General features: G+C 58.3%; 21 protein-coding genes. 11 read left to right on the top strand and 10 right to left on the bottom strand.

Annotation, left to right across the window (positions count from 1 at the left end; genetic code table 11):
- Window positions 1-144 precede the first annotated feature (144 nt).
- Window positions 145-1,023, top strand: coding sequence for a DMT family transporter (locus AB7M22_RS22940; protein ID WP_007895314.1), 879 nt, complete (start codon window positions 145-147; stop codon window positions 1,021-1,023).
- 42 nt (window positions 1,024-1,065) lie between these two features.
- Here the strand turns inward: AB7M22_RS22940 and AB7M22_RS22935 are convergent, their stop codons facing one another.
- Window positions 1,066-2,403, bottom strand: coding sequence for an MFS transporter (locus tag AB7M22_RS22935; RefSeq protein ID WP_008012682.1), 1,338 nt, complete (start codon window positions 2,401-2,403; stop codon window positions 1,066-1,068).
- 491 nt (window positions 2,404-2,894) lie between these two features.
- On the opposite strand from AB7M22_RS22935, the gene quiC reads away from it, so the two are divergent.
- Window positions 2,895-4,796, top strand: coding sequence for a 3-dehydroshikimate dehydratase QuiC (gene quiC / locus AB7M22_RS22930; RefSeq protein ID WP_454187870.1), 1,902 nt, complete (start codon window positions 2,895-2,897; stop codon window positions 4,794-4,796).
- A 103-nt stretch (window positions 4,797-4,899) separates the two neighbouring features.
- Window positions 4,900-5,577, top strand: coding sequence for a TetR family transcriptional regulator (locus tag AB7M22_RS22925; RefSeq protein ID WP_008012687.1), 678 nt, complete (start codon window positions 4,900-4,902; stop codon window positions 5,575-5,577).
- A gap of 75 nt (window positions 5,578-5,652) precedes the next feature.
- On the opposite strand, the gene AB7M22_RS22920 is transcribed toward AB7M22_RS22925, so the two are convergent.
- The 5 genes from AB7M22_RS22920 to AB7M22_RS22900 form a co-directional block, all read right to left on the bottom strand.
- A complete protein-coding gene (locus tag AB7M22_RS22920; RefSeq protein WP_454187869.1) occupies window positions 5,653-6,507 on the bottom strand; it encodes a shikimate dehydrogenase in 855 nt (284 codons plus the stop codon).
- Window positions 6,508-6,512: 5 nt separating this feature from the next.
- Window positions 6,513-6,953 carry a type II 3-dehydroquinate dehydratase gene (gene aroQ / locus AB7M22_RS22915; protein ID WP_007895306.1) on the bottom strand — a complete coding sequence of 147 codons (441 nt, stop codon included), beginning with the start codon at window positions 6,951-6,953 and terminating at the stop codon, window positions 6,513-6,515.
- A gap of 131 nt (window positions 6,954-7,084) precedes the next feature.
- Window positions 7,085-8,005 (bottom strand): LysR family transcriptional regulator, encoded by a 921-nt coding sequence (locus AB7M22_RS22910; RefSeq protein ID WP_454187868.1) that lies wholly within the window; start codon window positions 8,003-8,005, stop codon window positions 7,085-7,087.
- 131 nt (window positions 8,006-8,136) lie between these two features.
- Window positions 8,137-9,216, bottom strand: a complete 1,080-nt coding sequence (gene trmA, locus AB7M22_RS22905; protein WP_454187867.1) for a tRNA (uridine(54)-C5)-methyltransferase TrmA — start codon at window positions 9,214-9,216, stop codon at window positions 8,137-8,139.
- Complete coding sequence (locus AB7M22_RS22900) at window positions 9,213-10,508, bottom strand: NCS2 family permease (RefSeq protein ID WP_007895297.1); 1,296 nt, start codon at window positions 10,506-10,508, stop codon at window positions 9,213-9,215. The genes trmA and AB7M22_RS22900 overlap by 4 nt, the downstream gene beginning before the upstream one ends.
- Window positions 10,509-10,735: 227 nt before the next feature.
- Between AB7M22_RS22900 and AB7M22_RS22895 the strand changes: the two genes are divergently transcribed.
- Window positions 10,736-11,191 carry a DUF4879 domain-containing protein gene (locus AB7M22_RS22895; RefSeq protein ID WP_454187866.1) on the top strand — a complete coding sequence of 152 codons (456 nt, stop codon included), beginning with the start codon at window positions 10,736-10,738 and terminating at the stop codon, window positions 11,189-11,191.
- 67 nt (window positions 11,192-11,258) lie between these two features.
- Window positions 11,259-11,810 carry a DJ-1 family glyoxalase III gene (locus tag AB7M22_RS22890; protein ID WP_008070008.1) on the top strand — a complete coding sequence of 184 codons (552 nt, stop codon included), beginning with the start codon at window positions 11,259-11,261 and terminating at the stop codon, window positions 11,808-11,810.
- A gap of 20 nt (window positions 11,811-11,830) precedes the next feature.
- Here the strand turns inward: AB7M22_RS22890 and AB7M22_RS22885 are convergent, their stop codons facing one another.
- Complete coding sequence (locus tag AB7M22_RS22885) at window positions 11,831-13,069, bottom strand: MFS transporter (protein WP_454187865.1); 1,239 nt, start codon at window positions 13,067-13,069, stop codon at window positions 11,831-11,833.
- A 391-nt stretch (window positions 13,070-13,460) separates the two neighbouring features.
- Between AB7M22_RS22885 and AB7M22_RS22880 the strand changes: the two genes are divergently transcribed.
- From AB7M22_RS22880 to AB7M22_RS22870, 3 genes are read left to right on the top strand one after another with little or no spacing between them, the layout of a single operon-like run.
- A complete protein-coding gene (locus AB7M22_RS22880; RefSeq protein WP_454187864.1) occupies window positions 13,461-14,903 on the top strand; it encodes a cytochrome ubiquinol oxidase subunit I in 1,443 nt (480 codons plus the stop codon).
- Window positions 14,904-14,906: 3 nt separating this feature from the next.
- Window positions 14,907-15,914, top strand: a complete 1,008-nt coding sequence (cydB, locus tag AB7M22_RS22875) for a cytochrome d ubiquinol oxidase subunit II (protein ID WP_007895284.1) — start codon at window positions 14,907-14,909, stop codon at window positions 15,912-15,914.
- Between the two features lie 51 nt (window positions 15,915-15,965).
- Window positions 15,966-16,133, top strand: a complete 168-nt coding sequence (locus AB7M22_RS22870; RefSeq protein ID WP_052967973.1) for a DUF2474 domain-containing protein — start codon at window positions 15,966-15,968, stop codon at window positions 16,131-16,133.
- 71 nt (window positions 16,134-16,204) lie between these two features.
- On the opposite strand, the gene AB7M22_RS22865 is transcribed toward AB7M22_RS22870, so the two are convergent.
- Both AB7M22_RS22865 and AB7M22_RS22860 read right to left on the bottom strand, forming a co-directional pair.
- Complete coding sequence (locus AB7M22_RS22865) at window positions 16,205-17,329, bottom strand: methyltransferase (RefSeq protein WP_454187863.1); 1,125 nt, start codon at window positions 17,327-17,329, stop codon at window positions 16,205-16,207.
- A 192-nt stretch (window positions 17,330-17,521) separates the two neighbouring features.
- Window positions 17,522-18,232: an autoinducer binding domain-containing protein gene (locus AB7M22_RS22860; RefSeq protein WP_454187862.1), complete on the bottom strand. Its 711-nt coding sequence runs from the start codon at window positions 18,230-18,232 to the stop codon at window positions 17,522-17,524.
- Window positions 18,233-18,528: 296 nt separating this feature from the next.
- On the opposite strand from AB7M22_RS22860, the gene AB7M22_RS22855 reads away from it, so the two are divergent.
- Window positions 18,529-19,305 carry a ferredoxin--NADP reductase gene (locus AB7M22_RS22855; RefSeq protein ID WP_454187861.1) on the top strand — a complete coding sequence of 259 codons (777 nt, stop codon included), beginning with the start codon at window positions 18,529-18,531 and terminating at the stop codon, window positions 19,303-19,305.
- A gap of 42 nt (window positions 19,306-19,347) precedes the next feature.
- Here AB7M22_RS22855 and mscL read toward each other — a convergent pair whose 3' ends face one another.
- The gene (gene mscL / locus AB7M22_RS22850; protein WP_008010503.1) at window positions 19,348-19,761 is read right to left on the bottom strand and encodes a large-conductance mechanosensitive channel protein MscL; all 414 of its coding nucleotides are present in this window, start codon (window positions 19,759-19,761) and stop codon (window positions 19,348-19,350) included.
- Window positions 19,762-20,046: 285 nt separating this feature from the next.
- On the opposite strand from mscL, the gene katB reads away from it, so the two are divergent.
- Both katB and AB7M22_RS22840 read left to right on the top strand, forming a co-directional pair.
- Complete coding sequence (gene katB, locus AB7M22_RS22845; RefSeq protein ID WP_454187860.1) at window positions 20,047-21,588, top strand: catalase KatB; 1,542 nt, start codon at window positions 20,047-20,049, stop codon at window positions 21,586-21,588.
- Window positions 21,589-21,645: 57 nt separating this feature from the next.
- Window positions 21,646-22,200 (top strand): ankyrin repeat domain-containing protein, encoded by a 555-nt coding sequence (locus AB7M22_RS22840; protein ID WP_454187859.1) that lies wholly within the window; start codon window positions 21,646-21,648, stop codon window positions 22,198-22,200.
- Window positions 22,201-22,228: the final 28 nt, after the last annotated feature.

Below are 22,228 nucleotides of genomic sequence, written 5' to 3'. Positions count from 1 at the left end.
TCGAACACTATTTGCCTTTACTCATGTAAGAATCTGGAACCAAGTTCTAAATTATTGGAATTCATCTCCCACAAGGGCAACAGAGACTCCGTAGGCGCGAGGCTTGCCCGCGAAGCTTTTGATCTCCAGACCCAGGGATAACCCATGACCGTCAGCACCCCGCTTTCCGGTGTCAATCAGCCCTTCAAAGGGATTCTGCTGATCGTCGTCGCCACCTTCCTGTTTTCCAGTCATGACGCTTTGTCGAAATATCTCTCGGGGTTCTATCCCGTCATCATGGTGGTCTGGGCCCGCTATGTGGTTCACACCTTGCTGATGGCGGGGATTTTTCTGCCACAGTCCGGGCTGCGTGTCCTACGTACCAAACGGCCATTGCTGCAGTTGTTGCGGGCGTTGTGCCTGCTGGGGACCAGTTTGCTGTTCACGACTGGTTTGCTGTTCATCCCGTTGGCGGAAGCCACTGCGGTCAATTTTCTCGCACCGGTGTTGGTGACGGCGCTGTCGGTGCCACTGCTCGGTGAACGGGTGACGCGTGGCCAATGGCTGGCGGTGATTTGCGGGTTCATTGGGGTACTGATCATTGTCCATCCCGGCGGCGAACTCTTCACGCCTGCGGTATTGCTACCGTTCTGCTCGGCCCTGTTTTTCTGTTTCTATCAATTGCTCACCCGAAAGCTCAGTGAAATCGACAGTCCGACCACCAGCAATTTTTTTGCAGGGCTCTGCAATACGTTAGTGATGAGCGCGCTGGTGCCGTTCTTCTGGCAAGTTCCAAGCCTGGGTCATGGGTTTTTGATGGTGGCGCTGGGGGCGTGCGGGATGACGGCGCATCTGTTTCTGACTCAGGCCTTCCGTCACGCCGCGCCCGCGCTGTTGGCGCCGTTCGGTTATTGCCAGATTGTCTTTGCAGGTTTGCTGGGCTGGTTGCTGTTTGCCCACACTCCGACCCTGACCACGGTGATCGGGATCGCGGTGATTTGTTGCAGCGGGTTGGCGGCAGCGTGGCAACAGCGTAGGCAATAGGAGAGGGCAGGCCTGGAATCAGGCCTGCCAGAGGAAGGGCTTTTACTCGGTGACGGTAGGAATCTTGCGCGGCGCCATGAAGTACATCCAGGTCAGCGCGATGAAGTACATCGCCGGAATCATGGTGAACAGCACGGTGTAGTTGTTGTTGGTGACCGTCAGGATGTGGCCGACCAACTGGGTCATGAACATCCCGCCGATTGCCGCGCACATCCCGCCGAAGCCGAACACCGTACTCATCATGTGCTTGGGCGTGTAGTCCATCACCAGGCTCCAGATGTTCGCGGTCCAGGCCTGGTGCGCACCGATGGCCAGGGAGATGGCGAACACCGCGAGCCACAGGCTGCTCGAGCCGGCGGCCATGACCACGCCGATGATGCAGCAGGCGAACAGGAACATGGACATCAGTCGCGCCTTGATCGGGTTGATCCCGCGGCCGATCAGGAACGAGGACAGGATGCCGCCGCCGACACTGCCGAAGTCAGCCGTGAGGTAGATGATGATCAGCGGGATACCCATCTGGGTCACGTTGATCCCCAGGTTGTATTGCTGATTGAGGAACGGCGGCAGCCAGTACAGGTAGAACCAGAACACCGGCGCGGTCATCGAGTAGGCCAGGGCGAAGGCCCAGGTGCCACGCATACGCAGGATTCGTGAGAACGGTACGCGGGACTGTTCCGGCTCGACTTCCTTCTGGATGTAGTCCAGTTCCGATTGTTTGACGCTCGGATGGTCTTCCGGGTTGAAGTACTTCAGCCCCCAGAACAGCAACCAGATGCCGCCCAGTGCCGCCATGCACAGGAACGCGGCTTGCCAGCCCCAGGCGTGGAGAATCAGCGGCAGCAGCATTGGCGTGAACATCGCCCCGACGTTGGTCCCGGCATTGAAGATGCCGGTGGCCACGGCGCGCTCGCCGGCGGGGAACCACAACCGGGTGGTTTTCACGCAGGCCGGATAATTCGCCGCTTCGGTCAGGCCGAGAATGAACCGGCAGACCATGAAGCCCACCGCCGAAGTGGCCAGGCCATGGGCGCCGGTGGCCAGGCTCCAGAGCAGCACCGCGCAGAAGAACACGCGTTTAACGCCGACCCGGTCGATCAACCGGCCCTGCAGCACGAAGCCGATGGCGTAGCCGACCTGAAACCAGAAGTTGATGTTGGCGTAGTCCATCGCCGTCCAGCTCATTTCCTTGGCCAGGATCGGTTGCATGACGCCTAGGGCCGCGCGGTCGATGTAGTTCAGGGTGGTGGCGAAAAACACCAGCGCCAGCATCCCCCAGCGGGTTTTGCCGACCGCCAGGGCGCCGCGGATTTTGTCGCCGATACCGCCAGTGGCGACGCCCATGGCCGGAGCCACGCGAGAGCTTTGAGAAGGAAACATGTATGTGCCATCCGTTCAATGACTGACAAGCGAGGCTTGTCGGGACTTCAAGGGCGCGTGATCAATCGACGGCGCCAGGCGCGGGTGTGATTGATCGGCTGAGGTGTTTTCGTCGGACTGACGACAACGTGTTATTCAGCGAGCGGCACGGTTCGGCCGAGAGGGCACAAGGTTCGGATGGATGCCAAGTACGGCGGGAGGGCGGTGGAGCAAGCAAACAAGGCGTTGAATGAGTGCATGAGCGTGTACCCGTTTTTTGAAATTTTTATGTGGTGTTCAGGGTCTTTGGTAACCGAGTCCATGGGGTCGTGACCGGACTCAATGTGGTGTCGATGTTGCGCAGTGGACGAAAAATCGTCAATTCGCTAACCGCCATTGTGTTCGATAATCGCCCGCAAAACTAACCGGATAGTACACTTTGAATTGCTGTGTGGATTCGTCAAGCCAATAATTTGCCCAACAAGAATGTCCCCACCACCGGGAGTCGACACATGCAGCGTTCCATTGCCACCGTTTCCTTGAGCGGCACCCTGCCGGAAAAACTCGAAGCCATTGCCGCCGCCGGTTTTGACGGGGTGGAGATTTTCGAGAATGACCTTCTCTACTACGACGGCAGCCCGCGGGAAATCAAACAGATGTGCGCCGATCTCGGGATCGCGATTACGCTGTTTCAACCTTTTCGGGATTTTGAAGGTTGCCGCCGCGATCGCCTGCCGCGCAATCTGGAGCGGGCCGAGCGCAAGTTCGATTTGATGCAGGAACTGGGCACCGACCTGGTGCTGGTGTGCAGCAACGCCTCGGCCGATTCCATCGGTGATGAGCAGATCCTGATTGATGATTTGCACCAACTCGCCGAGCGGGCCGGTATTCGTGGCCTGCGGATCGGCTATGAAGCGCTGGCCTGGGGCCGGCATGTCAACACGTATCAGCAGGTGTGGAACATCGTTCGCCAGGCCGATCATCCGAGCCTCGGCGTGTTGCTGGACAGTTTTCATACGTTGTCGCTCAAGGGCGACCCGAGCGCCATCGCCGAGATTCCCGGTGACAAGATTTTCTTCGTGCAAATGGCCGACGCGCCGATCCTGGCCATGGATGTGCTGGAGTGGAGCCGACACTTCCGCTGTTTCCCGGGCCAAGGCGAATTCGATCTGCCGGGCTTCCTCGCGCCAATCATCAAGAGCGGCTACACCGGGCCGCTGTCGCTGGAGATCTTCAACGACGGCTTCCGCGCCGCACCGCCACGGGCTAACGCCGCCGACGGCTTGCGTTCGTTGCTGTACCTGGAAGAGAAAACCCGCCAACGTCTGGAACAGGAAGCCACGCCTGTGGCCAATCGCGACATTCTGTTCGACACCCCAGGCGCCAGCGAATACAACGGCATCGAGTTCCTTGAATTCGCCGTGGACGAAAGCCTCGGCGCCAAGCTCTCCCATTGGCTGGAGCGGCTGGGTTTCGTCAAGGCCGGCCAGCACCGCTCCAAAAGTGTCAGCCTTTTGCGTCAGGGCGATATCAACCTGATCCTCAACTCTGAGCCTTATTCCTTCGCCCATAGTTTTTTCGAGGCCCATGGCCCATCGCTGTGCGCCACCGCCGTGCGGGTCAAGGACAGCGCCAGTGCGCTGGCCCGCGCCGTTGCATACAAGGGCCAGCCCTATCGCGGACTCGTTGGCCCCAATGAGCTTGAACTGGCTGCGGTGCGTGCGCCGGACGGCAGTCTGATTTACCTGGTCGATCAGAACGCCGACGTCTATGGCACCGACTTCAATCTGCAACCGACGGCCTTGGCTAGCGGTGGTCTCAAGCGCATTGACCACATGGCGATGGCGCTACCGGCCGACAGCCTCGACAGTTGGGTGCTGTTCTATAAAAGCCTGCTGGATTTCGAAGCCGACGATGAAGTGGTGCTGCCCGACCCGTATGGTTTGGTGAAGAGTCGCGCATTGCGCAGCCGTTGCAGTTCGATCCGCTTGCCGCTGAACATTTCCGAGAACCGCAACACCGCGATCTCACACGCACTGTCGAGTTATCGCGGTTCCGGCGTGCATCACATCGCTTTCGATTGCGACGACATCTTTGCCGAAGTCAGCCGTGCCAAGGAGGCGGGCGTGCCGCTGCTGGATATCCCGCTCAACTACTACGATGACCTCGCCGCGCGCTTCGATTTCGACGATGAATTCCTCAGCGAGTTGGCGTATTTCAACGTGCTCTACGACCGCGATGCCCAGGGCGGCGAGCTGTTTCATGTGTACACCGAGCCGTTCGAAGGGCGGTTCTTCTTTGAAATCATCCAGCGCAAAAACGGCTACGCGGGTTACGGTGCGGCCAACGTTGCGGTGCGACTGGCGGCCATGGCCAAATCGCGAAGTGGTGGCGTACGTCAGGCAAAGTTGTAGGAAAATCGTAAACACGGGTACAAAACCGCTGCCACATGGCTTCCTTCACTGTGCGCAGCGGCCCATAATCGCCAGCGTGTGCAGTGATGGCCGTGAGCCCGCAATGACAATAATTTCAGAACTCTCCGTAGCGCCCGAAAAGCCAATTGCCGAGCCTCGCAAGAGTCGCAAGAACAACCCGGAAAAGACCCGCGAGAACATCCTTCAAGAGGCCATTGTCGAGTTCGTTCAGCAGGGGCTTTCCGGTGCGCGCGTCGATGCGATCGCCGAGCGCATCCACACCTCGAAACGCATGATCTATTACTACTTCGGCAGTAAGGAACAGCTCTACGTCGAGGTGCTGGAGAAACTCTACGGGGATATTCGCAGCACCGAAAACCGTCTGCACCTTGCCGAACTGGCGCCCGTGGAGGCGATTCGGCGGTTGGTGGAGTTCACCTTCGATCACCATGATCGCAACGTCGATTTCGTGCGTATCGTCTGCATCGAGAACATTCACAATGCTGAATATGTGAAGCGCTCCGATGCGATCAAGGCGATGAACAACACCATCCTCGATTCACTGGGCGAGATTTTGCGTCGTGGCTGCGAAGAAGGTGTATTCCGCACCGACCTCGATCCATTGGATGTGCATCTGCTGATCAGCTCGTTTTGCTTCTATCGCGTGTCGAACCGCCATACCTTTGGTGAGATTTTTCAGATCGACTTGCCGGACGAAAGCATCAAGCAGCGTCATCGGGCGATGATTTGCGAGTCGGTTTTGCGATATTTGCAGGCCTGACGTCTTCGCGGGCAAGCCTCGCTCCTACAGGTCCAGCGGTGATCCCGTAGGAGCGAGGCTTACCCGCGAAGCTTTTCAACCATTCATGCTCTGAAAATGCGCCATCATCCGCTGAGCATCCGGCACCACCCCGCTGAACAGTTCAAACGCCTTCACTGCCTGAAACACCGCCATGGTGCCGCCATCCAGGGTGCGGCAACCCAGCGCGCGAGCGTTGCGCAGCAGTTCGGTTTCCAGTGGGAAGTAAACGATCTCCGCAACCCACAATTGCGTCCGAAGCAGCTCCACCGGCACGGGCATGCCCGGCAGCTTTTTCATGCCCATCGGCGTGGTATTCACCAGTCCGTCGGCCTCGGCCATGGTACTCGCCAAGTCATGGCCGGCAACGGCCCGGCCGAAGCCAAAATGCTGGTTGAGGTTGTTCGCCAACGCCTGGGCACGGCTGTTATCCACATCGAAAATGCTCAGCAGCTGTACGCCTTCGCTCAATAGCGCGTGGGCCACTGCCGCGCCTGCGCCACCGGCGCCCATTTGCACCACACGCTCACGGGCAACGTCCTGCAAACCGCGACGAAAACCTTCGGCAAAACCCAGGCAGTCGGTGTTGTGGCCGATGCGTTTACCGTCCTTCAGCACCACCGTGTTCACCGCGCCAATACCGCGGGCTTCCGGCGACAATTCGTCAAGCAACGGGATGATCGTCTGCTTGCACGGGAAGGTGATATTCAGCCCGGTGAAATTCATCCGTTCGGCGGCCATCAGCAGGTCGGGCAGGGCGCTGCTGTCGAGTTTCAATTGATCCAGATCGATCAACCGATACAGGTAACGCAAACCCTGCGCATCGCCTTCATGCTCGTGCAGCGCGGGGGTGCGGGAAGCCTGAATGCCGGCACCGATCAGCCCGGCCAGTACCACGGTGTTCTGTGTCATGACGCTTAACCTTTCAAACGTTGGCTGAAATGCGCTAGTGCCAGACGATAGCCGTGACTGCCAAAACCGCACATGACCGCCGTGGCGATAGACGAGACAAAGGAGTGATGCCGGAAGGGTTCGCGGGCATGGACGTTGGACAGGTGTACTTCGATCACCGGCAGTTCGCTGGCGACCAAGGCATCGCGAATGGCGACCGAGGTGTGAGTCCACGCGGCCGGATTGATGACGATCCCGGCGCAGCGGCCACGGGCGGCGTGAATCCAGTCGAGCAGTTCGCCTTCATGGTTGGTCTGGCGAAATTCCACTGCCAGGCCGAACTCTTCGGCAGCACGACCGCACAGCGCTGAAATGTCCGCCAGGGTTTCGTGGCCATAAGTCGCCGGTTCACGGGTACCCAGCAGGTTCAGGTTCGGGCCGTTGAGCACCAGAACGATAGGGGACATCGGGTCTCTCCACATATTATTTTTGGCATTGGCCGAGGGTTTCAGCCTGTGGTGAGAAATTGTACTAACTGGTTAATAAGGTCAATTGAAGAGGGCGTCGAGTCTGGATTATTTGTGCGGTGATCGGACGGTCATGCATTGATGCGCGGTAGATGCTCAACCAGAAAATCGATAAACGCTCTTAGCCGCAACGGCACATGGCGGCTTTGCGGATAAAGCAGGGTGAAGGGGCGGGAGCGGCCGCCATAGGGCTTGAGCACTTCCACCAACGAGCCATCCGCCAGCTCGTTTTCGACGATAAAGCGATACGTTTGAAACAACCCTGCACCGTGTTTTGCCAGCGTCACACCGCCTAATACATCATCGGAACAGCAGTAATTGCCTTCGGCCAAAATCTCCAGCGGCACACTGTTGTCGTTGAACAGCCAGGCAATCCGCCGACCGCTGCTGGGTAGTTCGTACTGAATGCATTCGTGCTGAACCAAGTCATCCAGAGTCTTCGGGGTGCCGGCGCGCTTCAGGTAATCAGGGCTGGCAATCATCACCAGCGCGGCATCCTCCAACGGCCGGGCAATCAGCCCTGAGTCGGGAATGGCCCGCACACGGATTGCCATGTCATAGCCTTCGCCGACGAAATCGATGTTGCGATTGCTGATATGCGCCTCGACTTTCACGGCGGGAAAGCGCGCCCGAAACGCAGGCAGCAAGGGCAGGATTCGATGATGGGCATAGGTCGTGGGAATGCTGATGCGCAAAGTGCCGGAAGGTTCTTGCTGCTGCCCCATCACCTCGCGCTGGGCCTCGACCAGTTGTGCGAGAGCCTCGCGACACTCTTCGAAATAACGCCGGCCACTGTCGGTCAGCTTGACGCTGCGGGTGGTACGCGCAAACAGCCGCACACCCAAACGTTCTTCCATGCGCGACACCGAGCGGCTGACGGCGGCCGGGGTCACGCCCGCCACCTGGGCTGCTGCGGTAAAGCTGCCGGCCTCTGCGGCCAGGCAAAACAGTTCGATGCTGCCCAACTGAAGATCGTCGAAATGTCGCTGCATGATTGATTACACCGGGAATCAAATGGAATGCCTGAAGGCTGTTTATCAAATAAGGGTGCATAAATACAGGGTGTTTCAATCGCCCACAAAAAAGCCGTCCAATGGACGGCTGATTTGTGTAATGGCTGCAATCAACGACGGGTCAACAACACCCCGGACTCCATGTGATGGGTCCATGGAAACTGGTCGAACATCGCGCACTGAGTGATGCGGTGGGTGTCGTGCAACTGGGCGATGTTGGCCGCGAGGGTTTCCGGGTTGCAGGAAATGTAGAGGATGTTGTCGAAGCGCCGGGTCAGTTCGCAAGTGTCCGGGTCCATGCCGGCGCGGGGCGGGTCGACGAACACGCTACCGAATTTGTAGCTCTTGAGGTCGATGCCATGCAGGCGACGGAACGGACGAACTTCGTTCAGGGCTTCGGTCAGTTCTTCGGCAGACAAACGCACCAGCGTGACATTACCCACCGCGTTTTCACTCAGGTTGCTGAGCGCTGCATTGACCGAGGTCTTGCTGATTTCGGTGGCCAGCACTTTGCGTACGCGGGTCGCGAGTGGCAGGGTGAAGTTGCCGTTGCCGCAATACAGCTCCAGCAAATCGTCGGAGCGATCGCCGAGGGCGTCATACGCCCAGTTGAGCATCTTCTGGTTCACGGTGCCGTTGGGTTGGGTGAACGCGCCTTCCGGCTGACGATAGCTGAAGGTGCGACCGCCAACTTCGAGTTTTTCGACCACGTAATCGTGACCGATCACTTCGCGTTTACCCTTCGAGCGACCAATGATGCTGACGTTCAGGTCGGTGGCCAGTTTCGACGCCGCTGCGTGCCAGTGCTCGTCCAGCGGGCGGTGATAGCACAGGGTGATCATCGCATCGCCGGCCAGGGTGGTGAGGAACTCCACCTGAAACAGCTTGTGGCTCAGGGCCGCACTCGCTTGCCACGCCGCCTTGAGTTGCGGCATCAACTGGTTGATGCGCCCGCTTGCGATCGGGAATTCTTCGATCAGGATCGGCGTGCGTTTGTCTTCCTGGGAAAACATTGCGTAGTGGCGCTCGCCGGCTTCACGCCACAGGCGGAATTCGGCACGCAGGCGAAAGTTTTTCAGCGGCGAATCGAACACCGCAGGTTCGGGTGCGTCGAACGGGGCCAGCAGGTCACGCAGGCGCGTGACCTTTTCTTCGAGCTGAACGGCGTAGGCCTGGGAATCAAAAGTCATGCGTTGAACCAACCCAACTTGATCACGAACAGAATCGACAGAATCACCAGCGCCGAATTCAACTCACGGCCGCGACCGGACAGCAACTTGATGGCTGTCCAGGAGATGAAACCGAAGGCGATGCCGTTGGCGATGGAATATGTGAATGGCATGGCCAGGGCGGTGACCACGACCGGTGCGGCGACGGTGATGTCGTCCCAGTCTATTTCCGCCAGGCCGGATGTCATCAGTACGGCGACGAACAGCAACGCAGGCGCGGTGGCGAAGGCTGGAACGCTGGCTGCCAATGGCGAGAAAAACAGCGCGAGCAGGAACAGAATCGCGACCACGATGGCGGTCAGGCCGGTGCGGCCACCGGCACTCACGCCGGCTGCGGATTCGATGTAGCTGGTGGTGGTCGACGTACCCAGTAAGGAACCGGCCATGGCCGCGGTGCTGTCGGCGATCAGGGCGCGGCCCATTTTCGGCATGTGGCCGTCCTTGCCCATCAGGCCGGCGCGCTTGGCGACGCCGATCAGGGTGCCGGAGTTGTCGAACAGATCAACGAACAGGAAGGCGAAGATCACGCTGACCAGACCGATGTCCAGTGCGCCTTTGATGTCCAGCTGCAGGAAGGTCGGTGCCAGCGACGGCGGCATCGACATCACGCCACCGAACGGGGTGAAGCCCAGCAGGATGGAGACGATGGTCACCGACAGAATACCGATCAGCACAGCACCGCGCACTTTGAGGGCTTCCAGTGCCACGATCAGGGCAAAACCAAGGGTCGCAAGAATCGGCGCCGGTTGCTTCAGGTCGCCGAGGCCGACCATGGTCGCCGGATTGCTGACGACGATGCCGGCGTTGTGCAGGGCGATCAGCGCCAGGAACAGGCCGATACCGGCGGCAATCGCCGAGCGTAGCGCCAGCGGGATGCTGTTGATGATCCATTCACGGATGCGGAAGATCGACAGCAGGAAAAACATCACCGCCGAGATGAACACCGCGCCCAACGCCACTTGCCAGGTGTGGCCCATGTGCAGGACCACGGTGTAGGTAAAGAAGGCGTTCAGGCCCATGCCCGGCGCGAGGGCGATCGGGTAGTTGGCGATCAGGCCCATGGTCGCCGAGCCGATGGCAGCTGCCAGACAGGTGGCGACAAACACCGCACCCTTGTCCATGCCGGTCTCGCCGAGGATGCTCGGGTTGACGAACAGAATGTAGGCCATGGCCAAAAAGGTCGTGACGCCCGCCAGAATCTCGGTCCGCACGTTGGTGTTGTGTGCCTTGAGTTGAAACAGCCTTTCCAGCATGTCTGCTCCCCGTGGCGCGCCCGGCGCCGTGAATGTATCGACCTCAACAGCAAAGCACAGGCCGCAGCAGGCGCCTGGGAATTTTCTGTGGGGTCGGAAAAAGCCGCGCATCATACCAGCAGCGTGGGGCTATGGCTGCTTATGGCTGTGATCGTCGTCGATGTTTTGCACAAAAGGGAACTGCGCCATACTGCGCGCTGTTTTTTTGGGGGAGGGAGGGGGTAGTTATGTATTGCATTAATAAGCGTGTGATTACGGCATTTGGATTGCTGCTCAGCTGTTTCATCGGAGCGCAAACAGCCATTGCCGCCACGGCGCCACCGTTGAGCCAGGTGAAGGTGCTCAAGGTCGAATCACCAGGCTGTGGCTTTGAAAATATCGCGGACGGCCAGGTGCAAACCCATTGCGACCACAAAGGGCCAAACATCAAGGTGTATGTGCTGGAGGTCGGCTACGGCCGTGCAGCCCATGTCGCACTGGACGGTTTCGAGGTGAACGGCACCCGAACCCCTGTCTGTGCTTTTGATACCGGCAACCTGACCGAGTGCTCCGCCGGGAAAAAAACCGTCGGCTATCTGTACATCTTCGACCTGGCGGGCAAGCAGGACGGCACCTTCACGTTCAGCAACACTTCGATCAATGCGCCGGGCAACACGCTATCGACGCAGCTTTACATCAAGTAACGGCTGGCCTCGAACAAGTGTCAGGAAAGCTGACTACGCTTTAAAGATTATCCTGTGGACCGCGCCCATGACCTTTAGAGCCCTGATTACCCTCGCCGAGGGCATCGACGATCTGCAAACCGTGACCTTGATCGATGTGCTGCGCCGCGCCAAGGTTGAAGTGGTGGTGGCCAGCATCGAGGCACGGCGCATGCTTACCTGCGCTCGCGGCACGCGCCTGACCGCTGATGCGATGTTGGTGGATTTACTCGCCCAACCCTTCGACCTGATCGTTCTGCCTGGCGGTGCTGTAGGGGCGCAGCATTTGGCGGCCCACCAACCCTTGCAACAATTGATCAAGGACCAGGCCGCCGCCGGGCGCCTGTTCGCCGGTATTGCCGAATCTCCGGCACTGGCGCTGCAAACCTTTGGCGTTTTGCGCCAGCGGCGCATGACTTGCCTGCCCACGGTCAGCAATCAACTGTCGGGTTGCAACTTCATCGATCAACCGGTGGTGGTCGATGGCAACTGCATCACCGCTCAGGGTTCGGGCGCCGCGTTGGAGTTTGCGTTGACGCTGGTGGAGCAACTCTGCGGCAAAGCCACGCGGTCGACGGTGGCGGGAGAGTTGGTGGTTTAAGAGTGCCCTGGACAACTACGTCAGACCCTGACCTCTTCCACCGGCACATGCATTCGGTCGCGGTTGGCCAGGGTCGGGAACAGTTTGACCCAGGTCCCGGTCACCATCAGCGTACCGATGCCGCCCATGACCACTGCCGGCACGGTGCCGAACCAGTGGGCCGTCAGGCCTGATTCGAACTCGCCGAGCTGATTCGAAGCGCCGATGAACAAGCCATTCACCGCGCTGACCCGGCCGCGCATCTCGTCCGGGGTTTCCAGTTGCACGAATGAGGCGCGGATCACCATGCTGATCATGTCCGCTGCGCCCAATACCACCAGCACGGCGAGAGAGAACCAGAAGGAAGTCGACAGGCCGAAAGCGATGGTCGCCACGCCGAATACACCCACGGCCGTGAACATCACCCGCCCGACGTTTCGCTCCACGGCAAATCGCGCCAGAAACAGCGACATCAGCAGCGCACCGACTGCAGGGGCCGAACGCAGCAGGCCCAGCCCCCACGGGCCAGTCAGCAGAATGTCTTTGGCGAACACCGGCAGCAACGCGGTCGCGCCACCCAGTAGGACGGCAAACAGATCCAGGGAAATCGCCCCGAGAATATCCGGGCGACTGCGAATGAAGCGGATGCCCGCCAGCAGCGAATCCAGGGTGGCCTTGCCCTTGTTCAGCGGTGTCTGCCGGGCCGGAAGGTTGAGCATCAGTGCACAAGCGATGAGGTAAAGAATCACCGTCGGGCCATACACCCAGACGCTGCCGAAGGCGTAGAGCAAACCGCCCAGCGCCGGGGCGACGATAGTTGCCGATTGTTGTGCAGATTGCGCGGCGGCAACGGCACGGGGGAACAACGCGCTGGGCACGATGCTCGGCAGCAATGCCTGTGTCGTCGGCATTTCGAAGGAGCGGGCGGCGCCGAGCAGGAACGCGAGGATGAAGATCATCTCCCGGGTGACATGGTCGGTCGCGCTGCCGATGGCCAGCGACAGGGCGATCAGCGCTTGCAGGAACTGACAAATCGCCGCGACCTTGCGCCGGTCATAGCGGTCCGCGACATGCCCGGTGTGCAGCATGAACAACACTCGAGGGGCAAATTCCACCAGTCCCACCAGGCCCAGATCGAGCACATTGCCCGTCAGTTGATACAGATTCCAGCCAATGGCCACGGTCAACATCTGAAAACCACTGGCGGTGAACACCCGAGCCAGCCAGAACGCGATAAACGGGCGATGATGACGTAACAGCAGGGGCGCTTGGCTGGGCATCTGAAGGCAGGTCTGGGCGAAGGGAAAGGCGAGATTATCACCAACCTGTAACTAGAAGTTGCAAGGCTAGGAAATTTAGTTAGCTAGACACCGATCTGCGCAGCTCTCGCCACGGGAATGTATTGCAGCTCAAGACAAAACCCATGAGGCAACCTGTCACGCGGCAAAAGACCACACCGTCCATCGGCAAAAATGCGACTACTCTTTCAACGTTGATTGATCCAGATCAAGACCCTTCGTGGAAATGATCCGGCGGCCAGATGGCCAGACTCCCTACGTTGTGATGATGGTAAAAAAAGAACGAATTCGAATTCGCCGCATTCCATATCCGTGGGGGCAGTGGGTGTAGGCCACAAGCCTTCAACCGGTATTACCTGACAGAGGAAGACTTATGTTCGGTTTGGAGGCACTTGATCTCGCCCGGATTCAGTTCGCATTCACCATTTCGTTTCACATCCTGTTCCCGGCCATCACCATTGGCCTGGCGAGTTACCTGGCGGTGCTCGAAGGCTTGTGGCTGAAAACGCACAACGACACTTACCGCGATCTGTACCATTTCTGGTCGAAGATCTTTGCCGTCAACTTCGGCATGGGCGTGGTTTCCGGCTTGGTCATGGCCTATCAGTTCGGCACCAACTGGAGCCGTTTTTCGGACTTCGCCGGTTCGGTGACCGGGCCGTTGCTGACCTATGAAGTGCTCACTGCCTTCTTCCTCGAAGCCGGTTTCCTCGGCGTCATGCTGTTCGGCTGGAACAAGGTCGGGCGCAAGCTGCACTTCTTCGCTACCGTCATGGTGGCCATCGGCACCCTTATTTCTACCTTCTGGATTTTGGCCTCCAACAGCTGGATGCAGACCCCGCAAGGCTACGAGATCGTCAACGGCCAGGTCATTCCGGTGGACTGGCTGGCGATTATCTTCAACCCGTCGTTCCCCTACCGCCTGATGCACATGGCCACGGCGGCATTCGTTGCGACCGCCTTCTTCGTCGGTTCGTCGGCGGCCTGGCACTTGCTACGCGGCAAGGACAACCCGGCGATTCGCACCATGCTCTCGATGGCGATGTGGATGGCGCTGATCGTTGCCCCGATTCAGGCCGTTATCGGTGACTTCCACGGCCTCAATACCCTCAAGCATCAGCCGGCGAAAATCGCTGCGATCGAAGGTCACTGGGAAAACCACGGCGATGAACCGACGCCGCTGATTCTGTTCGGCTGGCCGGACATGAAAGCCGAGAAGACCAGGTTCGCGGTAGAAATTCCGTACCTCGGCAGCCTGATCCTGACTCACTCCCTGGACAAACAGGTCCCTGCGCTCAAGGAATTCCCGCCTGAAGACCGGCCGAATTCGACCATCGTGTTCTGGTCGTTCCGGATCATGGTCGGTCTGGGCATGCTGATGATCTTCACCGGTTTGTGGAGCCTGTGGCTGCGCAAACGCGACAAGCTGTATACCTCGCGGCCGTTCTTGTACCTGGCGCTGTGGATGGGGCCGTCTGGCCTGATCGCGATCCTGGCCGGCTGGTTCACCACTGAAATCGGCCGTCAGCCGTGGGTGGTTTATGGGTTGATGCGCACGGCGGATGCGTCCTCCGGGCACAGCTTCGTGCAGATGAGCATCACGTTGATCATGTTCGTTGTGGTGTATTTCGCGCTGTTCGGTGCCGGTCTTGGTTACATGATGCGTCTGGTGCGCAAAGGGCCGAAGATCGACGAAGGCAAGGAAACCAACGAAGGTGGTCCTGGCCAGAAACGCACACCGGCCCGTCCGCTGTCCGCAGCCGATGACGATGGCAGCGAAGCTGATAACAACTCCAGCCTGACCAAGGAGATTTGAATCATGGGTATTGATCTTCCGCTGATCTGGGCCGTGATCATCATCTTCGGCATCATGATGTACGTGGTCATGGACGGCTTCGACCTGGGAATCGGCATTCTCTTCCCGTTCATCAAGGGCAAGAGTGATCGTGACGTCATGATGAACACCGTCGCCCCGGTCTGGGACGGCAACGAAACCTGGCTGGTGCTGGGAGGCGCGGCATTGTTCGGCGCTTTCCCGCTGGCCTATTCGGTGGTGCTCTCGGCGTTGTACCTGCCGCTGATTTTTATGCTGATCGGGTTGATTTTTCGCGGTGTGGCCTTCGAGTTCCGCTTCAAGGCCAAGGACGACAAGCGCCACCTGTGGGACAAGGCATTCATCGGTGGCTCGATCGCCGCAACGTTCTTCCAGGGCGTGGCATTGGGTGCGTTCATCGATGGGCTGCCGGTGGTCAACCGTCAGTTCGCCGGCGGTTCACTCGACTGGCTGACACCGTTCACGATGTTCTGCGGCGCGGCGCTGGTGGTGGCTTATGCGCTGCTCGGTTGCACGTGGCTGATCATGAAAACCGAAGGCAAGCTGCAGGAACAGATGCATGATCTGGCGCGGCCATTGGCTTTCGTGTTGCTGGCGGTGATTGGCATTGTCAGCATCTGGACGCCATTGGCCCATGCCGAGATCGCCGCGCGCTGGTTCACCCTGCCGAATCTGTTCTGGTTCTTGCCGGTGCCAATTCTGGTGCTGGTGACCCTGTACGGTCTGATTCGCGCGGTGGCCCGCAATGCGCATTACACGCCATTCCTGCTGACCCTGGTGCTGATCTTCCTCGGCTACAGCGGTCTGGGTATCAGCCTGTGGCCGAACATCGTGCCGCCGTCGATCTCGATCTGGGACGCCGCCGCACCGCCGCAAAGCCAGGGCTTCATGCTGGTGGGCACGCTGTTCATCATTCCGTTCATCCTGGGTTACACCTTCTGGAGCTACTACGTATTCCGCGGCAAGGTCACCCACGAAGATGGTTACCACTAGCGACTACGGCGCAGAATTGATACCTGCGCCGTTGCAGAGGAGAAAGCGATGATGGCTGGAAAACCTGATTTGCAGGAAATCGAAGCCGCCGAGAAAAAGCCGCTCTGGCAGCGACTCGGCTGGCTGGCGATGATCTGGACCGGCAGCGTCGTGGCACTGTTCATTGTGGCCTCGCTGATGCGCATGTTCATGAATGCCGCCGGTTTGAGCACCCACTGAAATTCCCATCCCGTTGCCTTGCGGCACGGATTTATAACCCTCCTGTGATGGAGGGTTTTTTTTGTCCGTGATTATTTGCGTGCTTTGAGAATGACGAACTTGGGGGTGGCCGCGACTTGTTCGACGCCGCGGAACAACCGAGCGAGCTTACTGTGATAACCCAGGTGACGATTGCCGACGATGTACAGCGCACCGCCCACCACTAACGATTCACGCGCCTGCTGGAACATCCGCCAGGCCAGGAAATCGCCGACCACTTGCTGTTGGTGAAACGGCGGATTGCACAGCACTACATCCAGTGATTGAGGTTCCTGCTCTGCCAAACCATCGCCGGCCCGCACGATCACGTCACGATCGCCCAGCGCCGCGCGCCAGTTTTCAGCGGCCGATTGCACCGCCATGAACGATTCGTCCACCAGTGTGTAGTGGGCCTCAGGGTTTTGCAGGGCACTGGCAATCGCCAGCACACCGTTGCCACACCCCAGATCGGCAACTCGCGCTGCGCCGAGGCTCTTCGGCAAGTGCGGCAAAAAGGCCCGCGTGCCGATATCCAGCCCTTCGCGGCAGAACACATTGGCGTGATTGAGCAGTTCGATCGCAGGGGCGTCGAGTCGATAGCGGGTCGGGTAGGGGGAGACAGCAGGGGCTTTGGCTTCGGCTGTGGCGATCAGCAGCCGAGCCTTCTTCACTGCAAGTGAGGCTTGCACCGGGCCGATGTAGCGATCCAGCAGATCGCCCGCAGCGCGTGGCAAATGCTTCACCATCGCGGCCGCAATCACTTGAGCGCCGGGAGCCAATTGCCCTTGTAGCCTGATCAGTTGCTCTTCCAGCAGGGCCAGGGTTTTCGGTACCCGGATCAATACCCGGTCGAACGGCCCGATGAACGCTTCGCTGGCGGGCACTTTCGGAACTGCATCAAACGCCTGGCCGTTGCGTATCAGGTTTTTTTCCAGGCCCTGAAACGCCAGAAACGAATCGCCGCTGCTGGTCACCTGGACTTTGCCCACCAGGCTGGCGGCCAGAGCACCGAAGCTGTCGTTGAGCACCAGCACGCGAGTATCGGCTGCCGGTTGTTGATTGGCCAGATGAGTCAGCAGGTATTCGTCTGCGGCATCAAACGCTTGCAACGGTTCGTTCTGCTGTTCGGGCTGGCGGATCAGATCGAGTTGAGCGAAGGGGGTTTCGAGCAGAGGCATGAGGCAAGGGGGCTCTGGGTAGTCAACGGAGGATAATCATCGAATGGCCCGTCGCTCAGGGGCGTCGTAGCGGGCTGAACCATCCAAGCGGACTGCGTCGTGGAATGTCACACGGCATCACTCGGGATGGATCGCAGATGGTACGTTTTTTTCGTCTGGATTACTCGCAGGGATTACCTGATTCGAACAGATTCAGATAACGCACATTCTCGCTGCTTTGATCACCGCAGCAATCTTGTTGTTGACGCCAAGTTTGCGGATGGCGCCGCGTATATGAAACTGCACCGTGCTTTCACTAAGGCTGAGGATTCTCGCGATCTCGCCTGCCGTCTTGCCGATGGCTGAATATTTCAACACCTCGACTTCTCGGGTTGATAAATGCACCGGGTTCGGCTTTGGGTGGGAGGAGGGCAGATCTTTCGCGACAAGCCCGTGCAGGTGGCGGCTAATGAACATCGCGTAGCCCAGATTTTTGTACAGGTCATGCGTAGTAATCGGGCAGTGGCTCCTGGCCAGGCTCAGCATGCTGCAAAGCCCATTCTGATCATGTACGGATTGGGACCAGCCATAGCGCAAACCTTGCTGCTTTTGTGCTTGCCACAATGTCGGTGTCTTGGAGAAGATTTCTTCCTGCCAAAGAATCGGTAATTCAGAATGATTGCAATGGGCTAGTATCGGATCGACTTCACTGAAATGTTCTTGTTCATATTTCGTGTTCCATTCGGTGGGGTAATTATTCAGATTGATTTTATGGCGATGTATTTCACTCCTTTGGGATGTTATTGAAAATGCACAGAAATTAAATCCTAAATTTTTAACGAGATTGAGAGAAATCTCGTACGCGGTCTCCATTTTCTGTGCGTAAGACAGCTGCGTTAACTGTGATTCCTTCCACACTTTCATTTGATAACTCCATGCGGATTTTCTTGAGTGGTGCGGATTGGATCCAAGATCCGGCACGCCACGAGTGTAGGAGTATTCCTACATATATGCTGGATTTTTTTGCTCTTGAAAAAGCTCGCAACTGAATATCCGGTTCTTAGGTTCTGTTACAACGGATAAACAGACTTGATGCTGAACGTTATCGTTTTAGTTGTTTTGTACTGTTTGGTTACAGGCCTGAAAAACATTACAAATCACCGGTGTTTACGCTGCCTGCTTTGCGGGACACTAGCCTCATCTGTTGAATGGAGCGACCCATGACTGCCAGTGCGGAAAAATTCACTCGCCAGACGCTGCTTGACGTCCAGACGTTGACTCCCAACCTGTTCACCCTGCGGACCACCAGGGATCCTGGCTTTCGCTTTCGCGCAGGGCAATTTGCCCGACTGGGCGTGACCAAGGCGGACGGCAGTACGGTGTGGCGGGCTTATTCCATGGTCTCGTCACCCTACGACGAGTTCCTTGAATTCTTCTCCATTGTCGTGCCGGGAGGGGAGTTCACCAGTGAATTGAGTCGGCTGGAAGTCGGCGATACGCTGCTGGTCGACCGGCAGGCCTTTGGCTATCTGACGCTGGATCGCTTCGTCGATGGCCGTGACCTCTGGCTGTTATCCACAGGCACCGGGCTGGCGCCGTTTCTGTCGATCCTGCAGGACTTCGAGGTTTGGGAAAAATTCGAGCGAATCATCCTGGTCTACAGCGTGCGCGAAGCGCGGGAGTTGGCGTACCGGGAGTTGATTGCAGGGCTGGCCCAGCGCGATTATCTGGCTGAGTACACGCACAAGCTGCAGTTCATCGCTACCGTCACCCGCGAGCAGCATCCGGGTGCCTTGAGTGGGCGGATCACGACACTCATGGAAAGTGGAGAGCTGGAGCGGACGGCCGGTGTGGCGCTGACAGCCGAGCATTCGCGGGTGATGCTCTGCGGTAATCCACAGATGATCGATGACACGCGCAAGTTGCTCAAACAACGGGACATGCACCTGAGCCTCAGTCGACGACCCGGCCAGGTGGCAGTGGAAAACTACTGGTAAACAAACGGCGCCAAAGGCGCCGTTTCTTGGGGCAATCAGTTATCAAGGGCGGTTGTTCTGGGCCTTGAGTAGATCGCGAATCTCTTCCAGCAGCTCTTCTTCCTTGGTCGGAACCGGCGGCAGGGTTGGCGCAACGGCCTCTTCGCGTTTCAGACGGTTGATGGCCTTGACGCCCATGAAGATCGCGAAGGCGACGATGATGAAATCGATCAAGCTCTGGATGAACTTACCGTAGGCCAGCATCACCGCCGGGACATCACCGTTGGCAGCCTTGAGCGTAATGGCCAGGTCACTGAAGTCGACCCCACCGATCAGCAAGCCGATTGGCGGCATCACCACGTCGCCGACAAACGATGAAACGATTTTTCCGAAGGCGGCGCCGATGATGATACCGACGGCCATGTCGACAACATTACCTTTGACCGCGAAGGCCTTGAACTCACTTATCACGCCCATAGGTTATTTCCTTGTTACAGATGAGGTTGGTGAACGCAGTGTAATTCAGCAAAACGGCTCCTGCTCGAAACACCGCCTCACAATGCGAGCTCTTATCGACACATCTTCCGGCAGTTAGTTTACAAAGTGCCACCAGTCGCGCGCGATTACGCGCTCTAGACCGGGCTTTCCAGAACCTTTTCGCTATCGGCTCGGTACGGGATTTCTATTTATGTTTTGGCCTTTGGGTCACTAGCCTCTGTGGGGCGCACCTGGATGCGCCTTATAAAATCAGAGGAAACTTCCATGACGATTCCCCTCGGCCTCGGGGCTTTGCCCCTCCGTCGTACGTTTGGCGTTCTGACCGCCAGCCTGCTGTCCTTCTCCGTTAGCGCGGCGACGTTGACCCGTGATAACGGCGCCGCCGTCGGCGACAACCAGAACTCGCAAACCGCTGGCGCGACCGGGCCGGTGCTGTTGCAAGACATACAACTGATCCAGAAACTCCAGCGTTTTGACCGTGAACGTATTCCCGAACGCGTGGTGCATGCCCGTGGCACTGGCGCCCATGGCACGTTCAGCGTGACTGACGACCTCAGTGACCTGACCAAGGCCAAGGTTTTCGCCGGCGGCCAGAACACACCGGTATTTGTGCGTTTCTCCGCTGTGGTCCATGGCAACCATTCACCGGAAACCTTGCGTGACCCGCGGGGGTTCGCCACCAAGTTCTACACCGCAGACGGCAACTGGGACCTGGTCGGCAACAATTTTCCGACCTTCTTCATCCGTGACGCGATCAAGTTTCCAGACATGGTCCACGCCTTCAAGCCGGATCCGCGCACCAATCTTGACGACGATTCCCGTCGTTTCGACTTTTTCTCCCATGTTCCGGAAGCCACTCGCACCTTGACCGAGTTGTATTCCAACTCCGGCACGCCTGCCAGTTATCGGGAAATGGACGGAAATGGTGTGCACGCCTATAAGTTGGTTAACGCCAAAGGTGATGTGCACTATGTAAAATTTCACTGGAAAAGTTTGCAGGGGCTAAAGAACCTCGACCCTAAAGAAGTCACTAATGTTCAAGGTCAAGACTACAGTCATATGACTAACGACTTGGTCGCTCATATTAATAAGGGTGATTTTCCGAAGTGGGACTTGTACGTCCAGGTCCTGAATCCTCAAGACTTGTCCAAGTTTGATTTCGATCCACTGGACGCGACCAAGATCTGGCCCGGTGTTCCTGAACGAAAAGTTGGACAAATGGTATTGAACCGTAATCCAGCGAATGTTTTTCAGGAAACCGAACAAGTGGCCATGGCTCCGGCCAATTTAGTTCCGGGTATCGAACCTTCGGAAGATCGCTTACTGCAAGGGCGAGTGTTCTCGTATGCCGATACCCAACTGTATCGTCTGGGGGCCAACGCTCTGCAGTTGCCGATCAACGCACCTAAAATCGCCGTGAACAACGGTAACCAGGATGGCGCAATGAACCTCGGCGCCAGCAGCACGGGCGTGAATTACCAGCCGAGTCGCTTGCTGGCCCGTGAAGAGCCGCAAACCGCGCGTTACAGCCAGTCGGCCCTGTCGGGCAGCACGCAGCAGGCGAAGATTCAGCGTGAGCAGAACTTCAAGCAGGCCGGCGATCTGTATCGCTCGTTCAGCCAGAAGGAACGTCAGGACCTGATCGACAGCTTCGGCGGCTCCCTGGCCACCACCGATGACGAGAGCAAGCACATCATCCTGTCCTTTCTTTACAAGGCCGACCCGGAGTACGGGACCGGGGTGACCAAAGTAGCCAAGGGTGATCTGGCCCGGGTCAAGGCGCTGGCGGCCAAACTGGTCGACTGATCCATCTGCCTGAAGCGGGACCTCATGTGAGGTCCCGTCTGATCAAGGAGCGTTGCCATGCGTTTTTATCTGCCGGTGTTTCTGGCCTGCTGGTCTCTCGGTGTGTTCGCCGGGCCTGAAGCGCCAGTCTCGAAGGATCCCGAGGTACTGAAAGCCCAATTGCAGGATTACTATTTCGATGCCGCTCGACGCGGTGATGTGCCCATGCTCGAAACCTTCATCGAGGCCGGCTATTCCCTCGATACCCGCGACAGCAAGGGTTACACCGCGCTGATTCTGGCCGCTTATCACGGCCAGAGTGCCGCAGTGGAACGTTTGCTCGCTGCCGGGGCGGATGCCTGTGCCCAGGATCAACGCGGCAATACGGCGCTAATGGGCGCGATTTTCAAAGGTGAAGTGCAGATCGCTCGAACCCTGCTGGCCGCCCATTGCAGCCCCGACCAACGCAACGGCGCGGGACAGACTGCCGCGATGTACGCCGGCTTGTTCAAGCGTGTCGAGTTGCTGGACGCCCTCAAGGCTCAAGGAGCGGACATGAACGCCGAAGATCCGCTGGGCAATAGTGCCGCGCGTCTGGCCAGCGGTGAAATCCGTACGGCGGCGCCGCGCTGATCCGCGCGAGCTGAGCTATCATCGCGGT

The sequence above is a fragment of the Pseudomonas sp. ADAK2 TE3594 genome (genome assembly GCF_053628675.1).
Note: the sequence above shows the minus strand (reverse complement) of the source record. Positions and strands in the feature narration are given on the sequence as shown.

Coding starts and splice junctions, on each gene's coding strand:
- AB7M22_RS22940 (WP_007895314.1), top strand. CDS start 145: ATGACCGTCAGCACCCCGCTTTCCGGTGTCAATCAGCCCTTCAAAGGG.
- AB7M22_RS22935 (WP_008012682.1), bottom strand. CDS start 2,403: ATGTTTCCTTCTCAAAGCTCTCGCGTGGCTCCGGCCATGGGCGTCGCC.
- quiC (WP_454187870.1), top strand. CDS start 2,895: ATGCAGCGTTCCATTGCCACCGTTTCCTTGAGCGGCACCCTGCCGGAA.
- AB7M22_RS22925 (WP_008012687.1), top strand. CDS start 4,900: ATGACAATAATTTCAGAACTCTCCGTAGCGCCCGAAAAGCCAATTGCC.
- AB7M22_RS22920 (WP_454187869.1), bottom strand. CDS start 6,507: ATGACACAGAACACCGTGGTACTGGCCGGGCTGATCGGTGCCGGCATT.
- aroQ (WP_007895306.1), bottom strand. CDS start 6,953: ATGTCCCCTATCGTTCTGGTGCTCAACGGCCCGAACCTGAACCTGCTG.
- AB7M22_RS22910 (WP_454187868.1), bottom strand. CDS start 8,005: ATGCAGCGACATTTCGACGATCTTCAGTTGGGCAGCATCGAACTGTTT.
- trmA (WP_454187867.1), bottom strand. CDS start 9,216: ATGACTTTTGATTCCCAGGCCTACGCCGTTCAGCTCGAAGAAAAGGTC.
- AB7M22_RS22900 (WP_007895297.1), bottom strand. CDS start 10,508: ATGCTGGAAAGGCTGTTTCAACTCAAGGCACACAACACCAACGTGCGG.
- AB7M22_RS22895 (WP_454187866.1), top strand. CDS start 10,736: ATGTATTGCATTAATAAGCGTGTGATTACGGCATTTGGATTGCTGCTC.
- AB7M22_RS22890 (WP_008070008.1), top strand. CDS start 11,259: ATGACCTTTAGAGCCCTGATTACCCTCGCCGAGGGCATCGACGATCTG.
- AB7M22_RS22885 (WP_454187865.1), bottom strand. CDS start 13,069: ATGCCCAGCCAAGCGCCCCTGCTGTTACGTCATCATCGCCCGTTTATC.
- AB7M22_RS22880 (WP_454187864.1), top strand. CDS start 13,461: ATGTTCGGTTTGGAGGCACTTGATCTCGCCCGGATTCAGTTCGCATTC.
- cydB (WP_007895284.1), top strand. CDS start 14,907: ATGGGTATTGATCTTCCGCTGATCTGGGCCGTGATCATCATCTTCGGC.
- AB7M22_RS22870 (WP_052967973.1), top strand. CDS start 15,966: ATGGCTGGAAAACCTGATTTGCAGGAAATCGAAGCCGCCGAGAAAAAG.
- AB7M22_RS22865 (WP_454187863.1), bottom strand. CDS start 17,329: ATGCCTCTGCTCGAAACCCCCTTCGCTCAACTCGATCTGATCCGCCAG.
- AB7M22_RS22860 (WP_454187862.1), bottom strand. CDS start 18,232: ATGAAAGTGTGGAAGGAATCACAGTTAACGCAGCTGTCTTACGCACAG.
- AB7M22_RS22855 (WP_454187861.1), top strand. CDS start 18,529: ATGACTGCCAGTGCGGAAAAATTCACTCGCCAGACGCTGCTTGACGTC.
- mscL (WP_008010503.1), bottom strand. CDS start 19,761: ATGGGCGTGATAAGTGAGTTCAAGGCCTTCGCGGTCAAAGGTAATGTT.
- katB (WP_454187860.1), top strand. CDS start 20,047: ATGACGATTCCCCTCGGCCTCGGGGCTTTGCCCCTCCGTCGTACGTTT.
- AB7M22_RS22840 (WP_454187859.1), top strand. CDS start 21,646: ATGCGTTTTTATCTGCCGGTGTTTCTGGCCTGCTGGTCTCTCGGTGTG.